Consider the following 21,660-nt stretch of genomic DNA (forward strand, 5'->3'; position numbering starts at 1 on the left):
CTTCGTGCCACCCCGCGACGCCAACGCCACCAGGGCCCGCATCTCTGCCGCAGCCGCGGCCGAGTTCGCGGCGTACGGCATCGCGGGCGCGCGCGTCGAGCGGATCGCCCGCCAGGCCGAGGCGAACAAGCAGCTGATCTACGCCTACTTCGGCGACAAGGAACAGCTCTTCGCCAGCGTGCTCGAACAGCAGCTGCAAGTGCTCGCCGAGGCCGTGCCGCTCGACGCCGACGGCCTGGACGACTACGCGGTCCGGCTGTTCGACTACCACCTCGAGCACCCCGAGATCGGCAGGCTGCTGCTGTGGGAGGCGCTGGAGCGCGGCGACGGACCCGTGCCGTCGGAGGCCGAGCGGACCAGGCACTACGTGGACAAGACCAGGGCCGTGGCCGTCGCGCAGGAACGCGGCGCGGCCGACCCCGAGATCCCGCCGGACCTCACGGTGCTGCTGCTGCTCGCGCTGGTCAGCTATCCGCAGCGGATGCCGCAGCTGCGGCGGATGCTGCTCGGCGGCGACTCCGAGGAGACGCAGGCCAGGACAAGGGCCGCCGTCGCGCTCGCCGCGCGCAAACTCATCGCGCCGTAGGGCGATTGGCGGTGTAATCCGCTCCTACGCTGGAAAAACCAGGGCAGCCGCCGGGAAAGGAGCAGGCCATGGGGTTCACCCTCCGCGACGCGGTCGACATCGCGCGACGAGCGCACGACGGTCAGGTCGACAAGGCCGGCGCGCCCTACATCGGCCACCCGCTGCGGGTGATGCAGCGGGTCAGCGGCGAGCACGCCAGGATGGCGGCGGTGCTGCACGACGTCATCGAGGACACCGAGGTGACCGCGGCGGACCTGCTGGCCGCCGGTGCCCCTGCCGAGGTCGTGGCGACCGTGGTGGCGCTGAGCAAGGCGCCGGGCGAGCCGATGCCGGACTACCTGGCCAGGGTGGCGGCGGATCCGGTCGCGGTCGTCGTCAAGCGCGCGGACATCGCCGACAACAGCTCCCCGCCGCGCATCGACCGGCTCGACCCGGCCACCCAGGTCAGGCTGCGGGCGAAGTACCAGACGGCGCTGAGCCTGCTGGCCGAGCTGGAACGCAAGGAATCCTGACAGGAGACGTCAGGAATGCGTGCGATCATCACGCCATGACAAAGCACGCCGCCGGCACGTTCAGCATCGACAGTTGGGACCAGAAGTCCTTCGAAGATCCCCAGTTGGCCAGCGCCGAGGTGACCAAGACGTTCCGAGGGGACATCGAGGGCACCTGCGCCACCAAGCTGCTGTTCGCCGGCAACGAGACCACCGGAGCCGCGGCCTACGTCGGCTTCGAGCGCATCATCGGCAGTGTGCACGGGAAGTCGGGCAGCTTCATCATGCGGCACAACGCGGCGAAGCTCGGCGAGGACGGCACGTTCAGCTGGGCCGTCGTGCCAGGCACCGGCACCGAGGAGCTGGCCGGGCTCCGCGGCGAGGGCACCATCACCCCGGAGCCGGACAAGTCGCACAGCTACACCCTCGACTACGACCTGGACTGACCCAGCCTGCCGAGGAGCCCGGAGTTTGCCCCATCGGGTAAGGCGACAAGGCCGGCAACTGGAAGGGTTGGTACGACACCAACATTCCGCTGGCCGAGCGTCGCTACGACGAACACCTGGCGTCGCTCAATGAGGAGGAGAGTTGAGATGGGCCGTTCGTGGAAGGACGTCAAAGCCGAGAAGGAATCCATCGACCTCGCCAACGGCCGCGACGTCGACGCCGCGCGGGCCGACGCCCGCGACAGAACCGACGCGCACATCCTCGGCTACCGGCTGGCCGAACTTCGCAAGCGCGCGAAGCTGACCCAGCAGGATCTGGCCGCGCGGATTGGCGTACGGCGGCTACCTGGACCGACCGAGCCTGCCTAGGAGTTCCGCCGGCACGATCCGAACCAGAACGGGCGCGTTGCTTCGAAGCCGACACGCTGGTAGAGCCGCGTAGGACGGTCGGTCAGGCCGACGACATCGGCAGGGCGAGCGCGATCGCGAGTGCCGAGTTCAGCTTCATCAGAGTCTGCGGACTCAACGCGCCGACCGGGGTCGCGAGTTCGTCGCGGTAGAGCTGCACGATGTCGTCGGCCAGGATCGAACCGACAAGCGGTTGGTCGGCACTGCTCAGCCGCACGACCGTCGGCAGCACCGGCTTGTCCGTCGTCGTGATCCTCGCAGCCAACACGTCGTCGAGCTGACGGTTCCGCACGTTGTTGCTGACGATGACCCACGGCTTGGGGCCGTGCCCCAAATCGACTCGGTAGACCTGCCCACGGATCGGTGGGGTCACGTTGGCATCCTCCGGTCCGTGCGCTCGACGTAGCGGGCACGCAGCGTGCGGCGCTCGTCTGTCTCCTCGTCGGTCCTGCTGGCGGCAAGCTGGGCGTAACCCTGCTCGAGCACCTGTTCGCGCAGCGCCTCGGCGCCGGCCCGGAGCAGCGCACGAATCACGGCGGCGTCCGAGCTGCCGACCTGCATGCCGTGTTCGGCGGCCCACGCGACCAGCGCGGAGTGCTCGGCGCGCTCAGGGTCAGCGAACGCCGAGACGGCAGCCTCGTCCGACTCTTCTAAGGTGAACGTCGCGCGCCTACTCATGCAGCACATTCTACATCACCAAGTGATGCAGAATGTGCTGCACAGTCACATCCTGGACTGACCCAGCCTGCCGAGAAGTTCCGTCGGCACGATCCGAACCGGGAACGGGCGCGTTGCTTCGAACGCGTCCTGGTCCTTGACCTCGGCGACCAACTCGTACCGGCCGTCCTCGTCCAGCTCGAACACGACCAACGTCGGCTCCTGTGGATCGATGACCCAGTAGCTGGGCACGCCGAGGCGCTGGTAGGCCGCCTTCTTGTAGTTCAGGTCGCTCAGGGCGGAACTCGGCGACAGCACTTCCACGGCGAGCACCGGGGCCACCGGAAGCAGCCTGTCCGTCAGGTCCTCATCCCTGGCGACCAGAACGTCCGGTTGTAGTTCGACGGTGTTCGAGGGACGAACCGCGTATGGCGCGGCCAGGACATGGAGATCGTCCGGGCAGACCTGCTCCAACCGGAAGGCGGTCTGCAACACGACCTTCTGGTGACGAGTTCCCGGGGCGGGGCTCACGAGCAGCATCCCGTCGATGAGCTCGTATCGGTGGCCGTCATCGGGCAACGTCTCCAGGTCGTCCACAGTGAGCGGACGACCAGGCGGAAGCCAGGACGGCGCCGGAGAATCCGGCGGCATCGACGAAGCTGGCGGGGCTTGCATGGCAACCATGGTGCCCTCCTTCGGGGGTCATGGCCACAACACATCAGACGACCCCGACAAAACCGGCCCCGAGCCGACCCCCAGCCGAATCCTTCACACCATCGAGTGGACCCGCGCACCATGGACCCGCCCAGCGTTGTGGGGTCGTGCCACCGTCAACAGACCGGCGGCACGACCCCACAACGTTCGAGCGCTACTTCTTGCCCTTGCCCTTGTCGGACGACTCGTCGGTCGACAGCGCGGCGACGAACGCCTCCTGCGGCACCTCGACGCGGCCGACCATCTTCATCCGCTTCTTGCCTTCCTTCTGCTTCTCCAGCAGCTTGCGCTTACGGGTGATGTCACCGCCGTAGCACTTGGCAAGCACGTCCTTGCGGATGGCGCGGATGGTCTCGCGCGCGATCACCCGAGAGCCGACCGCGGCCTGGATCGGCACCTCGAACTGCTGCCTTGGGATCAGCTCGCGCAGCTTGGTCGCCATCCGCGTCCCGTAGCCGTACGCGGCGTCCTTGTGCACGATCGCGCTGAACGCGTCCACCGGCTCGCCCTGCAACAGGATGTCCACCTTGACCAGCTCGGCGCTCTGCTCGCCGGACTCCTCGTAGTCCAGCGACGCGTAACCCCTGGTGCGGGACTTCAGCGCGTCGAAGAAGTCGAAGATGATCTCGGCCATCGGCATCGTGTACCGCAGCTCGACCCGGTCCTCGGACAGGTAGTCCATGCCGCCGAGCTGACCGCGCTTGGTCTGGCACAGCTCCATGATCGTGCCGATGTAGTCGCTCGGCGCGATGATCGTGCACCTGGTGATCGGCTCGAAGATCTCCCCGACCCGCCCGGTCGGCCAGTCCGACGGGTTGGTGACGATCAGCTCCCCCGTGCCGTCGTCCAGCACGACCCGGTAGACCACGTTGGGCGCGGTGGAGATCAGGTCGAGGCCGAACTCGCGCTCCAGCCGGTCCCTGGTGATCTCCAGGTGCAGCAGCCCGAGGAAGCCGCACCGGAAACCGAACCCAAGCGCCGCGGACGTCTCCGGCTCGTAGGTCAGCGCGGCGTCGTTGAGCTGGAGCTTGTCCAGCGCCTCGCGCAGGTCCGGGTAGTCCGAGCCGTCCACCGGGTACAGCCCCGAGTAGACCATCGGCTTGGGCTCGCGGTAGCCGGCGAGCGGTTCGGTGGCGCCCTTGCGCTCCGAGGTCACGGTGTCGCCGACCTTGGACTGCCGGACGTCCTTCACACCCGTGATCAGGTAGCCGACCTCGCCGACCCCGAGCCCGACGCTCGGCTTGGGCTCTGGCGAGATGATGCCGACCTCGAGCAGCTCGTGCGTGGCGTTGGTGGACATCATCCTGATCCGCTCGCGCGGGGTGATCTTGCCGTCCACCACCCGGATGTAGGTGACCACGCCGCGGTACGTGTCGTACACCGAGTCGAAGATCATCGCCCTGGCCGGCGCGTCCGCGTCGCCCTGCGGCGCCGGGACCTTGAGCACGACCTCGTCGAGCAGCTCCCGGACGCCGAGGCCGCTCTTGGCGGAGACCCGCAGCACCTCCTCGGGCTCGCAGCCGATGATGTGCGCGATCTCCTTGGCGTACTTGTCCGGGTCGGCGGCCGGCAGGTCGATCTTGTTCAGCACCGGGATGATGGCGAGGTCGTTCTCCAGCGCCAGGTACAGGTTGGCCAGCGTCTGCGCCTCGATGCCCTGCGCCGCGTCGACCAGCAGGACCGCGCCCTCACACGCCTCGAGCGCCCGCGACACCTCGTAGGTGAAGTCGACGTGTCCAGGGGTGTCGATCATGTGCAGCACGTGGTTCTGGCCGTCGACCTGCCAGGGCAGCCGGACGTTCTGGGCCTTGATCGTGATCCCGCGCTCGCGTTCGATGTCCATCCGGTCGAGGTACTGCGCGCGCATCGCCCGCTCCTCGACGACGCCGGTGATCTGCAACATCCGATCGGCCAGGGTGGACTTGCCGTGGTCGATGTGGGCGATGATGCAGAAGTTCCGGATGAGTTCCGGCGGCGTGAACGTGGTATCGGCGAATGTGCTCACTCAGTGATTCCTCGGGCAAGCGGGCTGGGACGCCCCTATCGTCCCATGCCGGGCCCCATGCTCCGCACTCATCGCCGGCAAACCCGCTCGACGCCACATCGGAGGCCACCCGCTCGGGCCGCTCCCGGGCCGCCCCGGGGGCGCTCCTTGGGCGCTCCCGGGGCCACACTCGGCGGGCGCCTCGGCTCAGGCGACCGCGATGGCGACGATGCCGGTCAGCACGATCACCGAGCCGATCATCCTGCGCAGCGGGTTCGACTCGCCGAGCACCAGCCAGGCGATCAGGCTGCCGACCACGATGCTGGACTCCCTGGCCGGCGCGACCAGGGACACCGGCGCGATCCGCATGGCGAACAGCACCAGCAGGTAGGCGAGCGGCGACAGCACGCCGACCACGAGCAGGTCGACGCGGTGCTCGCGCCACAGGGCGGCCAGCCTGCCCCGGTTGGCCACGGCGTTCGGGCTGAGGATCGCGGTCTCCATCGCCATGCCGACGACCAGGTAGATCAGCGGCGGCACGCCCATCGCGTTGACCGAGTGCGCGTCCCACAGCGTGTAGACGGCGATGCCGACGCCCGTCACCAGCCCGTAGGCCAGGCTGACCCGCGCCGAGGTGCCCTTCGCGGCCGACGCCCGGCCAGCGCTGATCACCAGCACGCCGAGCACCACGGCGGCCGCGCCGGCCAGCCCGAGCACGCCGGGGTGCTCGCCGAGCAGCAGTACCGCCGCCAGCACGGACAGCAGCGGGCCGGTGCCGCGCGCGACCGGGTAGACCACCGACATGTCGCCGACCGCGTACCCGCGCTGCAACGCCAGGTAGTAGCCGACGTGCAGCACGGCCGAGACCGCGGCCGCGTACAGCCAGGACCAGCTCGGCTGCGCGCCGGACGCCAGCAGCGTGACGACCGCGACCGGCGCGCACACGACCGTGGCGACGGCGCAGTAGCCCCAGACGAACAGCGCGCCCGCCGCCCCTGCCCGCTTGGCGGAGAGGTTCCACACGGCGTGCGTCAGTGCGGCGACGAGGACAAGCAGGATTGCGGTGACACTCACCGGGAGACCCTTCTGGTTTTTCGCGCGCGCGAAAACCCGGTTCCTCCAGGCTTTTGTCCCGTCAGATGACAGAAGGCCGCCCCTCGGCCCCCGGTGGTGCCGCTCGGACCTGACCCGTCGTCCCTAGTTGTGGTGGTGCGCTCAGCGGGACTGCGGCGGAACCCTAGGCACTAGCGAGATCAACACTACTCCCGGCCGATCCCGGCCGTGCTCCATTCGAGTAGTAGTTGCCGGCTTGACCAAGTGCCGCACGGAAAGCACCTACTGTGACTTTTGGGGTCGGGGGACCTCCAAACAGTTCACCGTGCTGGGGGGCAGGTATGACTGGGGACTGGCGCGCGCCGTGCGACGCGCGCGTGCTGCACAGATCCGGCTGGCGGTCACCGGGGTGGTATTCGACGGTGGTTGCCGGCCCAGGTGGTCCGGTCGACGCGCCGGGATTCTGCCCGCCGCCCCGACGACCCGAGCCCGCCGCGCGGACCTCGCCGGTCACCGCGTCGGCTCGGCTGGCGCGCGGCGTGCTCGCCGGGCTGGCCCGCGCGGGGCGACGGTCCTGGCTGGCGGCGCGCAGGCCGTGGGCCTGGGGGTTGTGGTCGCAGCGGCCGCGCGTGGTCGGCTACGTGCTCACGATCGAGCTGCTCGCGGTGGTCGCGGTCACCCGGCGGATGGTCGGCGCCCTGCTGGCGCACGACGAGGACTGGGTGCGGTTCGCGCTGCTGGCGGCGTGCGCGACCGTGCACCTGTGGCTGTCGCGGCGGCAGGACGAGCGTCAGCAGGGCGCGGCGCAGGGCGGTGTCCAGCCGCGCATCGGCCTCGCCTCGGCGTGGACGTTCGCCGGCGTGGTGGTGCTGCCGGCCCCGCTGATGGTCGCGCTGATCCTGTTCGTCCGGGCGCAACGCTGGCCACCGGTCGGCCGGTCGCCGTACCGCTTCGCCTTCTCCACGGCGAGCATGCTGCTGGCCGCGGTCGTCGCGCGGTTCGTGCTCGACCGGACCGGCCCGCACACCTGGGCGCACCTCGACCTGGCCGACTCGCTCGGGCAGGTCGCCATCGCGCTGGGCGCCGGGCTGGTCTACGCCAGCACGCACGCGCTGCTGATCGGCGTCGCGCTCGCGCTGTCCGGGACGAGTTCGTCCACGGCCGTCCTGCTGGGCACCCGCAGGGACACCGTGCTCGGCATGACGGCCGTCGCGCTCGGCATCGTCACGGCGGCCCTGCTGGTCAGCAGCCCGGCGTTGGCCTGCGTGATGGCGCTGACGGCGGTCGGGGCCGGCAACTACCTCGGCCAGGCGCAGGAACTGGAACAGGCCTGGGGGCACGCGCGCAGGGACGCCAAGACCGGCGTCCTCAACGACCTCGGCTGGGCGGAGCGGGCCGAGCGCGAGCTGGCGCGGGCCAGGGACACCGGCCGCCCGGTCGCGCTGCTGATGGTGGACGCCGACAAGTTCAAGCGCATCAACGACACCCTCGGCCACCCGGTCGGCGACGCGGTGCTGCGCGCCATCGGGACCGTACTGCGCACGGCCACCAGGGACCGGGACGTGGTGGCGCGCTTCGGCGGCGAGGAGTTCGTCGTCCTGCTGCCGGACACGGGACGGGCGGGCACCGCGCGGGTCGCGGAACGGATCCGCCGCACGATCGCGGAGTTGCAGCTCCCGGTCACCGATCGGCACGGCGCGGAGGTGGTGTTGAAGGGCCGGCAGGCCCCGGTCCCGGTCGACCCGCGCGGTCGGCCGTTGCGCGACGTGAACGGCAACTACGCCGACGCCGCGTGCCGAGTGTTGAGCGTCTCGGTCGGCGCGGTGGTGCGCTCGGGCGCGGACGCCGACCTGGACGCGATGCTGCGCAACGCCGACGAGGCCGTCTACGCGGCCAAGGACGCGGGCCGCAACACGGTGCGCTTCAAGGCCTGAAGCGCACCGTGTTCGCCGTGTTTACTAGGTTGGCCAGAAATGCTTAGCGATCGTCGCCGCAGTCCCGGACGAGGGTGACGTCGGAGGTCACGTAGCCGTGTGCGGTGCCGAGGTCGCGGCGGTAGCAGCGGCCCGCGTCGTCGAGGCCGTGCCACGCCGCCGTGGACGAACCGTCCGAGTAGGTCAACACCCCGTTGGTGCGACCGAATCCGCCGCTGGTGTCGATCGAGTCGTCGCTGCGGGCGATCGTCCGATCGCGGTCCTCGCCGACCTGACTGCGCAGTGACCGTCCCATGTGGACGGACGCGTCGATGCGGTAGTTGTTGTCGTTGACGATCTTCTGCGTCACGTCGGCGCGCAGCGTGAAGTCGAAGCTGTCGCGGCGGCCGGTCGACTCGTCGTCGTGCCGGGAGCCGCCGCTGTTGCGGTAGGCGCCGGTGGTCCGCTGCTCGGTCGTCTGCTTGTTCGCCGAGTCGGCCAGCGTGGTGGTGTTGTCGAAGGTCCAGTCACCGGACGAGCTGGCCGTCACCGTGCCGGCCGAGGTGTGCAGCACTCCCTCGGTGCGCCAGGCCCGATCCACGTGCGTCGCGACGCTCACGTCCAGCCCGGTGCCGGTGGTGGTCGTCCGGACAGCGGCGTCCGGGACGTTCGCCGCGCGCAGCTCGCCGGTGACCCGCGAGACCTTCGGGTCGGTGCTGGCGAACAGCGTGCCGCCGAGCGTCCAGTTGTCCACGATCCCGTGCGGTGGCACCAGTTCCACGGTGTGCTTGGCGCCGTCGGTGAGCGTGCCGACGAACGGGGTGAGGTCGACCGTGTAGGGCAGGGTCACGATCGCGTCGATCGCCGAGACCGGCCGCCACAGGATCGGCGCGACGCCGCCGGTGTAGATGGTCGGGTACGGCACCACGACACCGGCCGGCTTACCGTCGACGCGGACCGTGACCTCGCGGTAGGTCCCGCCGCCGCACAGGCCCGCCTCGGGGTGCGCCTTGGCGAGGTCGGTCGGCACGTTGGACCACCAGAACTCCTCGCAGCCGCCGCCCCGCGCGTACACCTGGGCGGTCAGCTTCGCGGTGTTGGCCGGCACGCCGACCGAGGCGGTGTAGACCTTGCCGTCGGTCAGGTCCTGCCAGCCGGGCTTGGTCGCGTCCTGCGCCAGCGGCACCACGACGTCGGCCTGCTGCGGCGCGGAGTGGCGGCGGTCGGCCTGGTAGTAGGTGATCGTGACCTCGATGTCGTACAGCCCGGTGTAGGTGTCGTTGACGACGTTGCCGAGGTCGACGACGAACGGCTGCTGGGTGCGCAACAGCGGGCTGAATGCGGTGATGTCCCGGTCGAAGTGCCAGGTGATGCCGGACGGATCGGGCTCGGGGGTGGACGTGCGCAGCACCTCGGCCCCGCCGATCCACAGCCCGGCGAGCCGGTCGTACTGCCGCCCCTTCACCTTCCCGGTCCAGTCGAGCACGACCTTCGTCCACGGGCCCGCGCAGTCCGTCGGCGGCGTCAGCGTGCCGACGTAGGGCTGGCCGTAGGAGTTGGCGAAGACGTGCTTCATCGCCGTGACCTGACAGTGTTTCGTCGGCGGCCGGCTCACCGGCGGCAGCGGCTGCAACGGGTCCTGGTAGTCGGTCACGACCCGGTCGGCGGCGAACGCCGACGGCGCGGCCAGCACTCCGAGCGTGGTAAGCAGGGCGGTCACGGTGGCGAGCAGGAGACGGCGCACGGGGTGCGACGCTAGCCCGGCGGTGGACCGTTCGGACCCACCGAAAGGGGACCACGCATTTTAAGTTTTAAAGGGGATACGGCGGGACACGGTCGGTGCCACGGTGGGTGACATGACCGATATCGACCCGGCTGACGCCCGCGCACTGGCCCGCGCGTTACGCGACCTGCTTGAGCGAGCGGGACAGGTCCTCTCCGCCGAGCGGGAGTCCCCGTTGGTGAAGCTGATCACCGACCACCTCGGCTGCCCGCTGTCCCAGGTGCCCAACGTGACCATCCGCTTCGACGGCCTTGAGCACGTGAACCTCCAGCGCGCGGTGGACGCCTACGTGGCCGAGCACTCCCCCGACGCCGCGTGGTTCGGCATCGCGGGCGGGCACCCGTTCACCTCCCTGATCGAGATGCTGACCGCGGCCGCGCAGTCCGGTTCCCTGCATCTCGCCGCGGTCAACTACGTGACCACGGCGATCGGCCCGGACACCTCGACCGAGGTGGTGCAGTTCGGCCTGGTGCGCACCGCCGCACCGGACGGCAGCCCCGCGGTGTTGGCGATTTCCGGCGCAAGGGAGGAACGCGGCGACCCGAGGTGTTCGGTGCAGGTGCTGGCCGCCAGCCGGGAAACGGCCGCCGAGGTGCGCGCCGAGGTCGAACTGTTGCACCGTAAGCACAACGTGTTCCTCGGCCAGGTGCTGACGTTCGGCGCCAACGAGCACCGCGCCATCCAGGCGGTGTCGTTCCTGCCCCGGCCGGAACTCGCGGCGTCCGACGTCATCCTGCCCGATGGCGTGCTCGACTCGATCGAACGGCACGTGGTGCGGTCCTCGGCGCTGACCGAGCGGCTGCGGGCGCACGGCCAGCACCTCAAGCGCGGGCTGCTGCTCTACGGGCCGCCCGGCACCGGCAAGACCCACACCATCCGCTACCTGCTCAGCCGGCTCACCGACAGCACGGTGATCCTGTTGTCCGGCACGGCGATCATGCGGATGTTGCAGGCCAGCTCGGCGCTGGCGCGGCGGCTCGCACCGGCCGTCGTGGTGGTCGAGGACGTCGACCTGATCGCCGAGTCGCGCCACATCAGCCCGAGCGGCAACCCGGTGCTGTTCGAACTGCTCAACGAGATGGACGGCCTCGCGGCGGACGCGGACGTGACGTTCGTGCTGACCACCAACCGGGTCGAGGTGGTCGAGCGCGCGTTGATCGACCGGCCCGGCCGGATCGACCTGGCCGTCGAGGTGCCGCGCCCGGACGCCGACGCCCGCGAGCGACTGCTGCGCCTGTACGCCAGGGACGCCGAACTCGACCCGACCGCGGTCGAGGAGGCGGTCGCGGCGACGGAGGGCGTTGCGGCGTCCTTCGTCAAGGAGCTGGTGCGCAGGGCCGTGCTGACGGCGCTGGAAACGCAGCAGGGCGAGGAAGTCTCGCGGCTCGACGGCGCGGCGCTCAGCACGGCGCTGGCCGGGCTGCTCGACGAGCGGCAGGCGCTGACCAGGAGCGTGCTCGGCGGCGGTGCGACCAGATAGCCCGGATAGCGCAGGACAGCGACAGCTCGACGGCGACAGCGCGGTAACGGCGGCGAGCTACCTGCTCACCAGCACTGCCGACCCTCGGGCCGGTCGACGCAGGAGGTGACGCCGCTGGGCTGCTCGAAGAAGTGCGCGCCGCCGGGGACCATCAGGTAGAAGCCCGCGATGACCAGGAGGAATCCGACCGCCCAGTAGACGAACTGCCGCCAGGTGTGCCACCACCGGTCGCACAGCTCGGGCGGCACGCAGGAACACAACGGGTGGCCGTGCTGGTTGACGGGCATCGTCCTCACCCACTGCCGCTCGCGGGTCCGTCCTGACGCTCGTCGAGCCTAGTCCTCGAACGGCTCCGGCAGCCCGTGAGCGATCAGCCGATGGCGACCTTCCAACCGAGGCTGACCACCAGGGTCACCACGACGGTCAGGAAGACGCGGCGGACGAAGGCCGAGCCGCGGCGCACGGCGATCGTCGCGCCGAGCACCGCACCGGTCATGCTGCAACACGCCATCACCAGGCCGAGGCCCCAGAGCACGCGGCCGGCCGGCACGAAGTAGAGCAGCGCGCCGCAGTTCGTGGCGATGTTCACCACCTTGGCGGTGGCCGAGGCGCGCAGGAACGCGTAGCCGACGACGCTGACCAGCAGGAAGACCAGGAACGATCCCGTGCCGGGGCCGGCGAGCCCGTCCCAGAAACCGATCACGGCGCCGCCGACGACCATCACGGCGAGCTGCCGGCGACGGCCGAGCCGCGCCACCTCGTGCACGCCGAGCTGCCGCTTGCGCCAGGTGTAGAGGCCGACACCGACCAGCGCGACGAGGACGATCACGTTGAGCGCCTTGGCCGGTAGCGCGTTGGCGCACGCCGCGCCGCCGAGCGAGCCGAGCAGGGCGGCGGCGGCCATGCCGAGCGCGGCCGGCCAGTCCAGCTTGGTCTGGCGGGTGTAGGTGCGCACCGCGGCGGAGGTGCCGACCACGGACGCGATCTTGCTGGTGGCCAACGAGTACACGGGCGCGCCGCCCGGCATGAGCAGCAGCAGGGCCGGCAGCTGGATCAGGCCGCCGCCGCCGACCACGGCGTCCACCGCGCCTGCCAGGAACGCGGCCAGGCACAGGAACAGCAGCCCCGCCAGGGAGATCTGGCCGAATCCGGCCCAGTCCAACGGGTTCGTCACCGCAGAAGCTTAACCGGACGCTTGTACTGCTTTCGGTGAGAGCGCTCTCAAGTTCGACCATTCGGCGCTGTACGTGACCCACCTCACAAGGTGAGAGTGCGAGTCGCTGTCCCTGCCCGAGCCATGGAGGCATCGTGAACCGGATCCGCCCCTCGACCAGGCGCGGCTATCGCACCGCGCTCTGCGCGATAGCCGCGGTCGCGCTCACCATGACCGTGACCCAGTCCAACGGTCAGGCCCAGTCGGCCGACGACCAGTCCGCGCAGAGCAACGGAAAGGCGCTCTACCTCGACCCGTCCGCCCAGGTCGACCGCCGGGTGAACGACCTGCTGCGCCGGATGACGCTGGAGGAGAAGGTCGGCCAGATGACCCAGATCCGGGTCGGCAAGCTGCGCGGGGACTGCCAGTGGACCGCGGGCGCGCTGCGGGACGACTGCATGCAGGCCGTGCTGACCGACAAGAACGTCGGCTCGATCCTGTCCGGCGGCGGCGACTTCCCGGTGCCGGACAACACACCCAAGGCGTTCGCGGAGATGACCAACACGATCCAGCACTACGCGCTGGACCACAGCAGGCTGCACGTGCCGATCATCTACGGCGCCGACGGCGTGCACGGGCACAACAACGTGGTGACCGCGACGATGTTCCCCCAGCAGATCGGGCTCGGCGCGACCTGGGACCCCGCGCTGCTGGAGAAGCTCGGCGCTTCCACCTCGCGGGCGATGCGCGCCACCGGCGTGTTCTGGGACTTCGCGCCGGTCTCCGACGTGTCCCGCGACACCCGCTGGGGCCGCTACTTCGAGACCTACAGCGAGGACCCGCAGCTGGCCGGCTCGCTGGCGGCCGCGACGGTCCGCGGCCTCCAGACCGCCCCGGGCAAGGACGGCACGGCTTCGCTCACCGCGACGGCCAAGCACTTCGCCGGCTACTCCCAGCCGATCAACGGCCACGACCGGGTGCCGGCGCAGATCCCGGTGCGCGAGTTGCAGGACACCTTCCTGCCGCCGTTCCAGGCGCAGTTCGACGCGGGCGTGCGCACCGTGATGATCAACTCCGGCGCAGTCAACGGCGTGCCGGTGCACGCCTCGAAGTTCATGCTCACCACGGAACTCCGGGACCGGATGGGCTTCAAGGGCGTGGCGATCAGCGACTGGCAGGACGTCCGCGCGCTCACCGACACCTACCACCTGGCCGCCGACTACCCCGGCGCGATCGCGCTGGCCGTCAACGCCGGCGTCGACATGGCGATGGAGCCGTCCGAGGCAGGCCAGTTCACCGACGGCCTGCTCCAGGACGTGCACAAGGGCCTGGTGAGCACGAAGCGCGTCGACGAGGCCGTGCGGCGCATCCTCAAGCTCAAGTTCGACCTCGGCCTGTTCGAGAAGCCGTTCGTCGACGCGAACGCGGCCAACGGCGTCGTCAACGGGGCCGACCGCGATCTCGCCAGGCAGTCGGCGGCCGAGTCGACCGTGTTGCTGCGCAACGACAAGAACGTGCTGCCGCTGGCCAGGAGCGTGCACAAGCTGGTGGTGATCGGCGACACCGCCGACGCCCCCGCGCGGCAGGTCGGCGGCTGGACCGTCGGCTGGCAGGGCCCGCCGGACAACCAGGTGCCCTCGGTCGTCACGCCGTTGCAGGGCATCCGAGAGGCGGTGCCGGGCGCCACGGTGACCAGCGCACCGGACGCGGCGACCGCAGTCGCACAGGCGGCCGACGCCGACGCGGTGATCGTCGCACTCGGCGAGAAGCCCGGCGCGGAGGGCCTCAACGACAAGGAGGACCCGTCGCTGACCGCCGACCAGCAGAGCCTGGTCGACGCGGTGCGGGCCACCGGCAAGCCCGTGATCGTGGTGCTGCTCACCGGCCGGCCGCTGGTGCTCGGCAGCGTGGCGAACGCGAACACGCTGCTGGAGGCCTGGCTGCCGGGCACCGAGGGCGGCCACGCCATCGCCGACGTGCTGTTCGGCGCGGTCAACCCGAGCGGCAGGCTGCCGGTGTCGTGGCCGAAGACCGTCGGCGACGAGCCGATGTCCTACGACCAGCTGCCCGGCACCAACGGCGGGCCCAGCTCCAACTACGACCCGGCGTTCCCGTTCGGCCACGGGCTGTCGTACACGACGTTCACCACCTCGACCCCGACCGTCACCGGTGAGGTCGACACCGACGGGAAGGTCACCGTGCGGACGACCGTCACCAACACGGGCGCCAGCGCGGGCACCAACGTCGTGCCGGTCTACGTGCACACGCCGGTGAGTCGCGTGCTGGTGCCGGACAAGCGGCTGGTCGGCTACGCGAGGGCGGACCTGAAGCCGGGTGAGCAGCGCGAGGTCACGGTCACCTTCGACGTCGGTACTCTGGCGCTGACCAGCGGCGATGTGGACGCGGTCGGGAAGCGCGAGGTGCCGCGCGGCGCCTACCAGGTGGTGGTCGGCGACGCCGCCGTCGGGTTCACCGTGCGATAGGCGGCCGCGCCGCAGCGGGCCGAGTTGGGTGCGCCGATGACCCGCTGTTACTATTCTCGATCGTGCCGTGCGGCATTCCGTCATGGAGGAAAGCTGCACACGAGCCGTGCCCGTCACGGCGGTGTCAGCGCCACACAGTCGCGGCACGACCAACGTCTACCGAGATCGAGGCATTCGCGTGGCCAACATCAAGTCCCAGCTCAAGCGGATCAAGACGAACGAAGCGGCTCGGCTGCGGAACAAGTCCGTTAAGTCGTCGCTGAAGACCGCGATCCGCAAGTTCCGCGAGGCCGCCGAGGCCGGTGACAAGGAGAAGGCGACCGCGATGCTGCGCGACGCCTCCCGCAAGCTGGACAAGGCCGCCAGCAAGGGCGTCATCCACGCCAACCAGGCGGCCAACAAGAAGTCCGCGATGGCTCTGCGCGTCGACAAGATCTGATTGTCGACCACCAGCTGACATCGCAGCGGCGTCGTCCCCTCGGGGGCGGCGCCGCTGTCGTCGTAAAGGGCGCCCGAGCTGCGCGCCGGCATCCAACGCCGAGCATCCGAGAACCGCCCGCTGACCGCGCACCCGCCCGCACCCAGCCCGCAGGCCGGGATCCTCGCCACCCCGCAGCTTCGCTACCCCGCGCTTCTCGACCTCGCTACTTCGCTACCGTCCGCGCTGCTGGTGCGCGGCCACGATCCGCAGCACGGCCCGCTCGAGCGCGTAGTCGGGATCGGCCGCGGCACCCTTGACGTCCGCGTTCAGCCCGGCCACGACCTGCATGCACTCCGCGAGGCCCTGTTCGGTCCAGCCCCTGGCCTGGCCCTGGGCCTTCTTCACCTTCCACGGCGGCATGCCGAGCTGCCCGGCGAGCTGGAACGGGTCGGCGCGGCCGACGGCGGACACCCTGGCGACCGTCCGCACCGCGTCCGCGAGCGCGTCGGCCACCAGCACGTGCGCCACGCCGGTCTGCATGGCCCAGCGCAGCGCCTCCATCGCGCCGGCCCGGTCGCCGATCACGGCCTTCTCCGCGACGGCGAACCCGGTCACCTCGGCCCTGCCCCGGTGGTACCGGCGGACCGCGTCGGCATTCACCTTGCCTGCGGAGTCTGCGACGAGCTGCGACGCGGCCGCGGCGAGCTCCCGGAGATCGGAGCCGACGGCCTCGACCAGCGCCGCCACTCCCTCCGGGTCGATCTTGCCGCCCGCGGCGCGCACCTCGTTGCGCACGAAGGCGTCCCGGTCGGCCGGCTTGGTCAGCTTGGGGCACTCGGTGACCCGCGCGCCCGCCTTACGCAGCGCGGCCGGCAGCTCCTTGGCCACCTTGCTGCGCCCGCCACCGGTGTGCACCACGACGAGGGTGATGCCGTCGGCCGGATGGGCGCAGTAGGAGATGACCGCGTCCGCGATCTCCTTGCCCGCCTCCTGCGCGGCCTCCAGCACGATCACCCTCCCCTCGGCGAACAGCGAGGGGCTGACCAGCTCGGCAAGCTCCGGCGGCGTGAGATCGGTCACTCTGACCCTGGTCAGGTCGGCCTGCGAATCGGCCAACCGCGCGGCTTCGAACGCGGTCCGCACCGCCCGTTCGACCAGCAACTCCTCGTCGCCGAGGATCAGGTGCAACGGGTCCGGCGTGACGGCTGGCGCATTCACGACGCCAATCCTCGCACGACCCGCCAACAGCCCGTCGCCTCCCGCATCGTGGGCAACCCTGGCCCCGCCCCGAGATCATGCCGTAACGTGGACGGCACAACTGAATACCGCTCATCCAGAGGGGCAGAGGGATCGGCCCGACGAAGCCCCGGCAACCGGCGTCAACCAGCTCGCTTCAGCGCGGGCTTATTCAGACGATCACGGTGCCAATTCCGACCCGCAGACGCGGGAAAGATGAGGAGACACCTCGCGATGACTGCTGTCAGTGCGCCAACGAGCGCCGGTACTTCCTTCGACCTTGGCCCCGCCCGTGCGTTGTCCTGTCGGGAATGCGGCCACCAGATCCCCCTCGCCGCCGAGTTCGCCTGCGCCGAGTGTTTCGGGCCGCTGGAAGTGGCCTACGAGTTCGGCAAGATCCGGCGCGAGGACATCGAAGCCGGACCCAAGTCGATCTGGCGCTACCGCGGCCTGCTCCCCGTTCCGTCCGATGTGGACAGTCACCCGAACACCGATCCCGGCCTGACCCGCCTGGTGCGCGCCGACCGGCTCGGCGCCGCGCTCGGCGTCAAGAACCTGTGGGTCAAGGACGACACCGGCAACCCGACCCACTCGTTCAAGGACCGCGTGGTGGCCGTCGCGCTCGCCGCCGCACGGCAGCTCGGCTTCACCGTGCTGGCCTGCCCGTCGACGGGCAACCTGGCCAACGCGGTCGCCGCCGCGGCGGCCCGCGCCGGCTGGCAGTCGGTCGTGCTGATCCCCTCCTCGCTCGAGCGGGCCAAGGTGCTCACCACCGCCGTGTACGACGGCGCGCTGCTCGCCGTCGACGGCAACTACGACGACGTGAACCGGCTCGCCACCGAACTGGCCTCGGAGCACGAGGACTGGGCGTTCGTCAACGTCAACGTCCGCCCGTACTACGCCGAGGGCTCCAAGACCCTGGCCTACGAGGTCGCCGAGCAGCTCGGCTGGCGGCTGCCAGGTCAGATCGTGGTGCCGGTGGCGTCCGGATCCCAGCTCACCAAGGTGGACAAGGGTTTCCGCGAGTTCGGCGAACTCGGCCTCGTCGAGCCGACCCCGTACCGCGTGTTCGGCGCGCAGGCCACCGGCTGCTCGCCGGTGTCCGCCGCGTACAAGTCGGGCCTCGACGTGGTCGCCCCGGTCCGCCCGGACACGATCGCCCGCTCGCTCGCGATCGGCGCACCGGCCGACGGCCCCTACGTGCTGGACGCCGTGCGCCGGACCGGCGGCGCGGTCGAGGACGTCACCGACGAAGAGGTCGTCGAGGGCATCCGGCTGCTGGCCAGGACCGAGGGCATCTTCGCGGAGACCGCAGGCGGCGTGACCGTCGCGACCGCGAAGAAGCTGATCGAGACCGGCCAGCTCGACCCGGACGCCGAGACCGTGCTGCTGATCACCGGCGACGGCCTCAAGACCCTCGACGCGGTCGCCGACCGCATCGGCCCGAAGGCCACCGTTCCTCCTTCCGCCAAGGCGGTCCGCGAAGCGCTCGGCTTCTGATCGGCCGCGACAACCTTTCCCCAGCAACGGAAACACCGAAACCAAGACGCACATCGCAAGTCCGGTGACCGGCACGGCGCCCCCGTGGTCCGCATCGGCAACCTCGGCCACCGTCCCGCCAGGACGGTGGCCGAGGCGCGTCAGCGCCCCACAGTTCTGGTGCTCTAATGCCTGGGCGGCCCGCGCGGGTCGCCGCGCCGAACCACCCGTGCCCCGGTCAGCACGGCGGTGTCGCCGGCCTGGTCGGTGCGCAGCACCAGGGCGCCCTGCCCGGCGAGCAGGTCGATCACCGGCTGGTTCGGGTGGCCGTACCTGTTGCCCGCGCCGACGCTGATCAACGCCACCCTCGGCCGCACCGCCGCCAGGAACTTCGGCAGCGAGTACCGCGAGCCGTGGTGCGGCACCTTCAGCACGTCGGCGCTGAGGTCCGCCCGGTCGGCAAGCAGCGCGGCCTGCCCGGCGAACTCGACGTCCCCGGTCAGCAGCACCCGCCCCACCGACGTGGTCGCCCGCAGCACCAGCGACGCGTCGTTGATCAGCGAGCCGGGATCGCCGCTGCTCGCCCACTGACCCAGCCGATGCGGGCCGAGCACCTCGACGGCCAGGCCCGGCCAGTCCAGCCGGTCCCCCGCTTCGAGCTCCACCAGCGGCACACCCGCCGCGCGGGTCTGCCTCGCCACCTCCTCCCATGCCCATGACGGTTGTTTCAACGGCCCCACCGCGACCGCCCCGACCGCGTGCTCCGCGAGCACCGCGCCGAGACCGCCGATGTGGTCCGCATGCAGGTGACTGAGGATCACCAGCGGAATGGTCCCGACGCCGAGCCTGCGCAGGCACTCCGCGATCGGCGCCGGGTCCGGCCCGGTGTCCACGAGCACCGCCCGATCCGGTTCGGCCGTGGCCAGCACCGCGGCGTCGCCCTGCCCGACGTCGCAGCTCACCACCCCCCAACCGGCGGCCGGCCAGCCCGGCGACACCGCGCCGACGGGCACCAGCACGACCAGCACCCCGATCAGGACGGCGGCCAGCAGCACCCGGAACCGCCGCAGCCGCAGCAACACGACCGCACCGGCCAACGTCCCGGCGAGCAGCAGTCCACCGCCCCAGCCGCCAGGCCACCCGATCGTCGCGCCCGGCACGGCGGACGCCCACCGGCCCACGGTGATCAGCCAGCTGGTCTCCGGTCCGGCGAGGCGCACCAGGAACTCCCCGACGCCCTGGTGCAGCGGGGTGAGCACCGTGGCGAGCACCCCGAGCAGCGTTGCCGGCGCGACCGCCGGCTCGGCCAGCATGTTGGCCGCCACGGTGACCAGGCTGACCTGCCCGGACAGCCCAGCGAGGACCGGCTCGGTGACGAGGCTCGCCGCCACCGGCACCGCGAGCGCCTCGGCGATGCCCTCCGGCAGGCCCCGCTTGCGCAGCCTGGCCACCCAGCGAGGAGCGAGCGCCACCAGCGCCCCGGTGGCCAGCACCGACAGGGCGAACCCGGCGTGCTTGCCCAGGCTCGGGTCGTACAGCAGGAGCCCGATGACGGTCGTCGCCAGGGCCGGCAGCCCCGACCGCTCTCGGCCGAGCACCAGGGCGAGCAGCCCGACCGCGCCCATCACGGCCGCCCGCAGCACGCTCGGATCCGGCCCGGTCAGGATCACGAACCCGACCAGGACGACCAGCGCGCCGCCTCCGCGCACCCTCGGCCCCAGCCGCAGTGCGCGCAGCAGCAACAAGGCCGCGCCACAGACGATGGCGACGTTGGCCCCGCTGACGGCCGTGAGGTGGGACAGCCCGGCCACCCGGAACTCCTCGGTCACGCGCTGCGGGAGCGCGCTGGTGTCGCCGACGACGAGTCCGGGCAACAGGCCTGCGGGTTCCGCGTCGAGCACGGCGCAGGACCGGCGCAGTCCCTGTCGCAGGGATTCCGCGCCGCGCTGCCACATCGACGCCGGCTCCAGCCCTTCGGGCGGTCCGCGCACGCGCAGGACCGCGACGGTCAGCTCGCCGGGCCGGGCGGGCGCGAGCACTCCGGTCGCCTGGAGCGACTGGCCCGGCAGCAGGTCGTTCCAGCGCTGGGCCGGTGCCATGAGGAGCACATCGCCGCCCTGTTCCACGACCTCTGTGCCGACCTTTGCCCAGCGCAGGTCGGCCTCGATCAGCACTTGGTTGATCTGAGCCTGGCGTCCGCCGAAACCCACCGAGACGAGCCCGCGAGGGTGGGCGCTCACCTCGACCGACATGGTCGTCGGCGTCGCACGCTCGGCCGCCTCGCGCAGCGGATGCGTGGCAGAGCTGTGCAGTCGGAGCCCGATCCAGCCGGACGCAGCCGACGCGCAGACCAGCAACGCGACCACGGCGGCCCGACACCACCAACCGCGCCACCACGCCAACCCGCCGACGCAGCAGGCGACGACCCCGCCGAACACGGCCGCCGGCCAGCCCCAGTAGAGGCCGGTCAGAGCGACGGCCCAGACGGCCAGGGCGGACGGCACGAGCCGGTAGGCGCCGCTCATGTCCGCACCTGCGCAATCGGTTGGTTGGGTTGGTGGCGGCGGTGTTTGTTCCGGTGGACGGTGTTGGGGTGGCGGTTGAGGGGTTGGGGCGAGTGGTTTTCTGCCTCTCCGTTGACGGCGGGACGGCGGTTGAGGGACTTGGACGGCTGGATCTGCTTGCACTGACTGACGGAGCGGTGCATGACGCTGTTCATGCCCGGACAACCCGAGCGAGCGATTGAGGTAGGTGGTGTGCTCGCAGGCCCACGAGCGTTGGAGTGGCAGTTAATGGATCGGGGCGAGTGGTTTTCGACCACTCCGTTGACGGCGGGACGGCGGTTAAAGGATCGGGACGGCTGGATCTGCTTGTGTTGGTTGACCGAGCGGTCCATGGCGCTGTTCATGCCCGGACAACCTGGGCGAGCGATTGAGGTTGACGGTGTGCACGCGGGCCCGCGAGCCTTGGGGTGACAGTTAATGGACCGAGACGAGTGGTTTTCGACCACTCCATCGACGACGAGATGACGGTTGAGGGATCGGCACGGGTGGATCTGCTTGCGCTGGCTGACGGAGCGGAAGGTGGTGGCCAGGTTGCTGCTCGGGGGCGCGTTGTGTGGTGGGTTGATGGGCGGTGCTGCGGTTCGTGGGGTGGGGGTCGAACACGTTGGCTGGTCGGGGTTTGTCGGGTTCGGACTCGGCGAGGTTGTCGAGTCGGGGCCTGGCACGGAGATCGGTTGCCTGGCGTTCGTCGACGCGCTCGTCGGTCGCGCGGGCGTCTGGTGTGTCTGGCGAAGGCTGCGGTGTGGGTGTGGGTCGTCGGACAGCCGGAGTTGGAGAAGCTGGCCGTGGCGATCGATAGTGCGGAGTGC

19 protein-coding genes and 1 riboswitch are annotated in these 21,660 nt (G+C 70.6%); of the genes, 9 read left to right on the forward strand and 10 right to left on the reverse strand.

From position 1 onward, the window contains the following. Positions 1-4 precede the first annotated feature (4 nt). The 4 genes from F0L68_RS03015 (at position 5) to F0L68_RS03035 (ending at position 1,892) form a co-directional block, all read left to right on the forward strand. The gene (locus tag F0L68_RS03015) at positions 5-586 is read left to right on the forward strand and encodes a TetR/AcrR family transcriptional regulator (RefSeq protein ID WP_149847842.1); all 582 of its coding nucleotides are present in this window, start codon (positions 5-7) and stop codon (positions 584-586) included. A gap of 68 nt (positions 587-654) precedes the next feature. After that, complete coding sequence (locus F0L68_RS03020) at positions 655-1,098, forward strand: HD domain-containing protein (protein ID WP_149847843.1); 444 nt, start codon at positions 655-657, stop codon at positions 1,096-1,098. Positions 1,099-1,133: 35 nt separating this feature from the next. Then, entirely contained in the window at positions 1,134-1,523 is a 390-nt protein-coding gene (locus F0L68_RS03025) for a DUF3224 domain-containing protein (protein WP_149847844.1), read from the forward strand. A gap of 147 nt (positions 1,524-1,670) precedes the next feature. Beyond that, positions 1,671-1,892 carry a hypothetical protein gene (locus tag F0L68_RS03035; protein WP_149847845.1) on the forward strand — a complete coding sequence of 74 codons (222 nt, stop codon included), beginning with the start codon at positions 1,671-1,673 and terminating at the stop codon, positions 1,890-1,892. Positions 1,893-1,974: 82 nt separating this feature from the next. Here F0L68_RS03035 and F0L68_RS03040 read toward each other — a convergent pair whose 3' ends face one another. From F0L68_RS03040 to F0L68_RS03060, 5 genes are all read right to left on the reverse strand, one after another. Next, entirely contained in the window at positions 1,975-2,304 is a 330-nt protein-coding gene (locus F0L68_RS03040) for a type II toxin-antitoxin system PemK/MazF family toxin (protein WP_149847846.1), read from the reverse strand. After that, positions 2,301-2,609 carry a hypothetical protein gene (locus F0L68_RS03045; protein ID WP_149847847.1) on the reverse strand — a complete coding sequence of 103 codons (309 nt, stop codon included), beginning with the start codon at positions 2,607-2,609 and terminating at the stop codon, positions 2,301-2,303. The genes F0L68_RS03040 and F0L68_RS03045 overlap by 4 nt, the downstream gene beginning before the upstream one ends. Before the next feature lie 45 nt (positions 2,610-2,654). Beyond that, on the reverse strand, positions 2,655-3,239 hold the full coding sequence (locus F0L68_RS03050) for a Uma2 family endonuclease (RefSeq protein WP_149847927.1): 585 nt from the start codon (positions 3,237-3,239) through the stop codon (positions 2,655-2,657). A 217-nt stretch (positions 3,240-3,456) separates the two neighbouring features. Then, entirely contained in the window at positions 3,457-5,307 is a 1,851-nt protein-coding gene (lepA, locus tag F0L68_RS03055; protein ID WP_149847848.1) for a translation elongation factor 4, read from the reverse strand. A gap of 186 nt (positions 5,308-5,493) precedes the next feature. Then, positions 5,494-6,360, reverse strand: coding sequence for an EamA family transporter (locus F0L68_RS03060; RefSeq protein WP_149847849.1), 867 nt, complete (start codon positions 6,358-6,360; stop codon positions 5,494-5,496). A gap of 401 nt (positions 6,361-6,761) precedes the next feature. Between F0L68_RS03060 and F0L68_RS44495 the strand changes: the two genes are divergently transcribed. Further along, positions 6,762-8,273 (forward strand): GGDEF domain-containing protein, encoded by a 1,512-nt coding sequence (locus tag F0L68_RS44495; protein WP_149847850.1) that lies wholly within the window; start codon positions 6,762-6,764, stop codon positions 8,271-8,273. Positions 8,274-8,316: 43 nt separating this feature from the next. Here F0L68_RS44495 and F0L68_RS03070 read toward each other — a convergent pair whose 3' ends face one another. Further along, positions 8,317-9,996 carry a peptide-N4-asparagine amidase gene (locus F0L68_RS03070; RefSeq protein WP_149847851.1) on the reverse strand — a complete coding sequence of 560 codons (1,680 nt, stop codon included), beginning with the start codon at positions 9,994-9,996 and terminating at the stop codon, positions 8,317-8,319. Between the two features lie 112 nt (positions 9,997-10,108). Between F0L68_RS03070 and F0L68_RS03075 the strand changes: the two genes are divergently transcribed. After that, complete coding sequence (locus F0L68_RS03075) at positions 10,109-11,515, forward strand: AAA family ATPase (protein ID WP_149847852.1); 1,407 nt, start codon at positions 10,109-10,111, stop codon at positions 11,513-11,515. Between the two features lie 65 nt (positions 11,516-11,580). On the opposite strand, the gene F0L68_RS03080 is transcribed toward F0L68_RS03075, so the two are convergent. Continuing rightward, positions 11,581-11,802, reverse strand: a complete 222-nt coding sequence (locus tag F0L68_RS03080) for a hypothetical protein (RefSeq protein WP_149847853.1) — start codon at positions 11,800-11,802, stop codon at positions 11,581-11,583. An 83-nt stretch (positions 11,803-11,885) separates the two neighbouring features. Then, entirely contained in the window at positions 11,886-12,689 is an 804-nt protein-coding gene (locus F0L68_RS03085) for a sulfite exporter TauE/SafE family protein (protein WP_149847854.1), read from the reverse strand. A 134-nt stretch (positions 12,690-12,823) separates the two neighbouring features. Between F0L68_RS03085 and F0L68_RS03090 the strand changes: the two genes are divergently transcribed. Further along, positions 12,824-15,151: a beta-glucosidase family protein gene (locus F0L68_RS03090; protein WP_149847855.1), complete on the forward strand. Its 2,328-nt coding sequence runs from the start codon at positions 12,824-12,826 to the stop codon at positions 15,149-15,151. Positions 15,152-15,329: 178 nt separating this feature from the next. Then, entirely contained in the window at positions 15,330-15,590 is a 261-nt protein-coding gene (gene rpsT / locus F0L68_RS03095) for a 30S ribosomal protein S20 (protein ID WP_149847856.1), read from the forward strand. A 213-nt stretch (positions 15,591-15,803) separates the two neighbouring features. On the opposite strand, the gene holA is transcribed toward rpsT, so the two are convergent. Continuing rightward, complete coding sequence (gene holA / locus F0L68_RS03100; RefSeq protein ID WP_149847857.1) at positions 15,804-16,790, reverse strand: DNA polymerase III subunit delta; 987 nt, start codon at positions 16,788-16,790, stop codon at positions 15,804-15,806. A gap of 108 nt (positions 16,791-16,898) precedes the next feature. After that, positions 16,899-17,031: riboswitch (SAM riboswitch) on the forward strand. Positions 17,032-17,042: 11 nt separating this feature from the next. Here holA and thrC point away from each other — a divergent pair. Further along, positions 17,043-18,308, forward strand: a complete 1,266-nt coding sequence (gene thrC / locus F0L68_RS03105; RefSeq protein ID WP_149847858.1) for a threonine synthase — start codon at positions 17,043-17,045, stop codon at positions 18,306-18,308. 164 nt (positions 18,309-18,472) lie between these two features. Here the strand turns inward: thrC and F0L68_RS03110 are convergent, their stop codons facing one another. Further along, entirely contained in the window at positions 18,473-20,812 is a 2,340-nt protein-coding gene (locus F0L68_RS03110; RefSeq protein WP_149847859.1) for a DNA internalization-related competence protein ComEC/Rec2, read from the reverse strand. Positions 20,813-21,660: the final 848 nt, after the last annotated feature.

The sequence above is a fragment of the Solihabitans fulvus genome, from assembly GCF_008386585.1.
Classification (GTDB): domain Bacteria; phylum Actinomycetota; class Actinomycetes; order Mycobacteriales; family Pseudonocardiaceae; genus Solihabitans; species Solihabitans fulvus.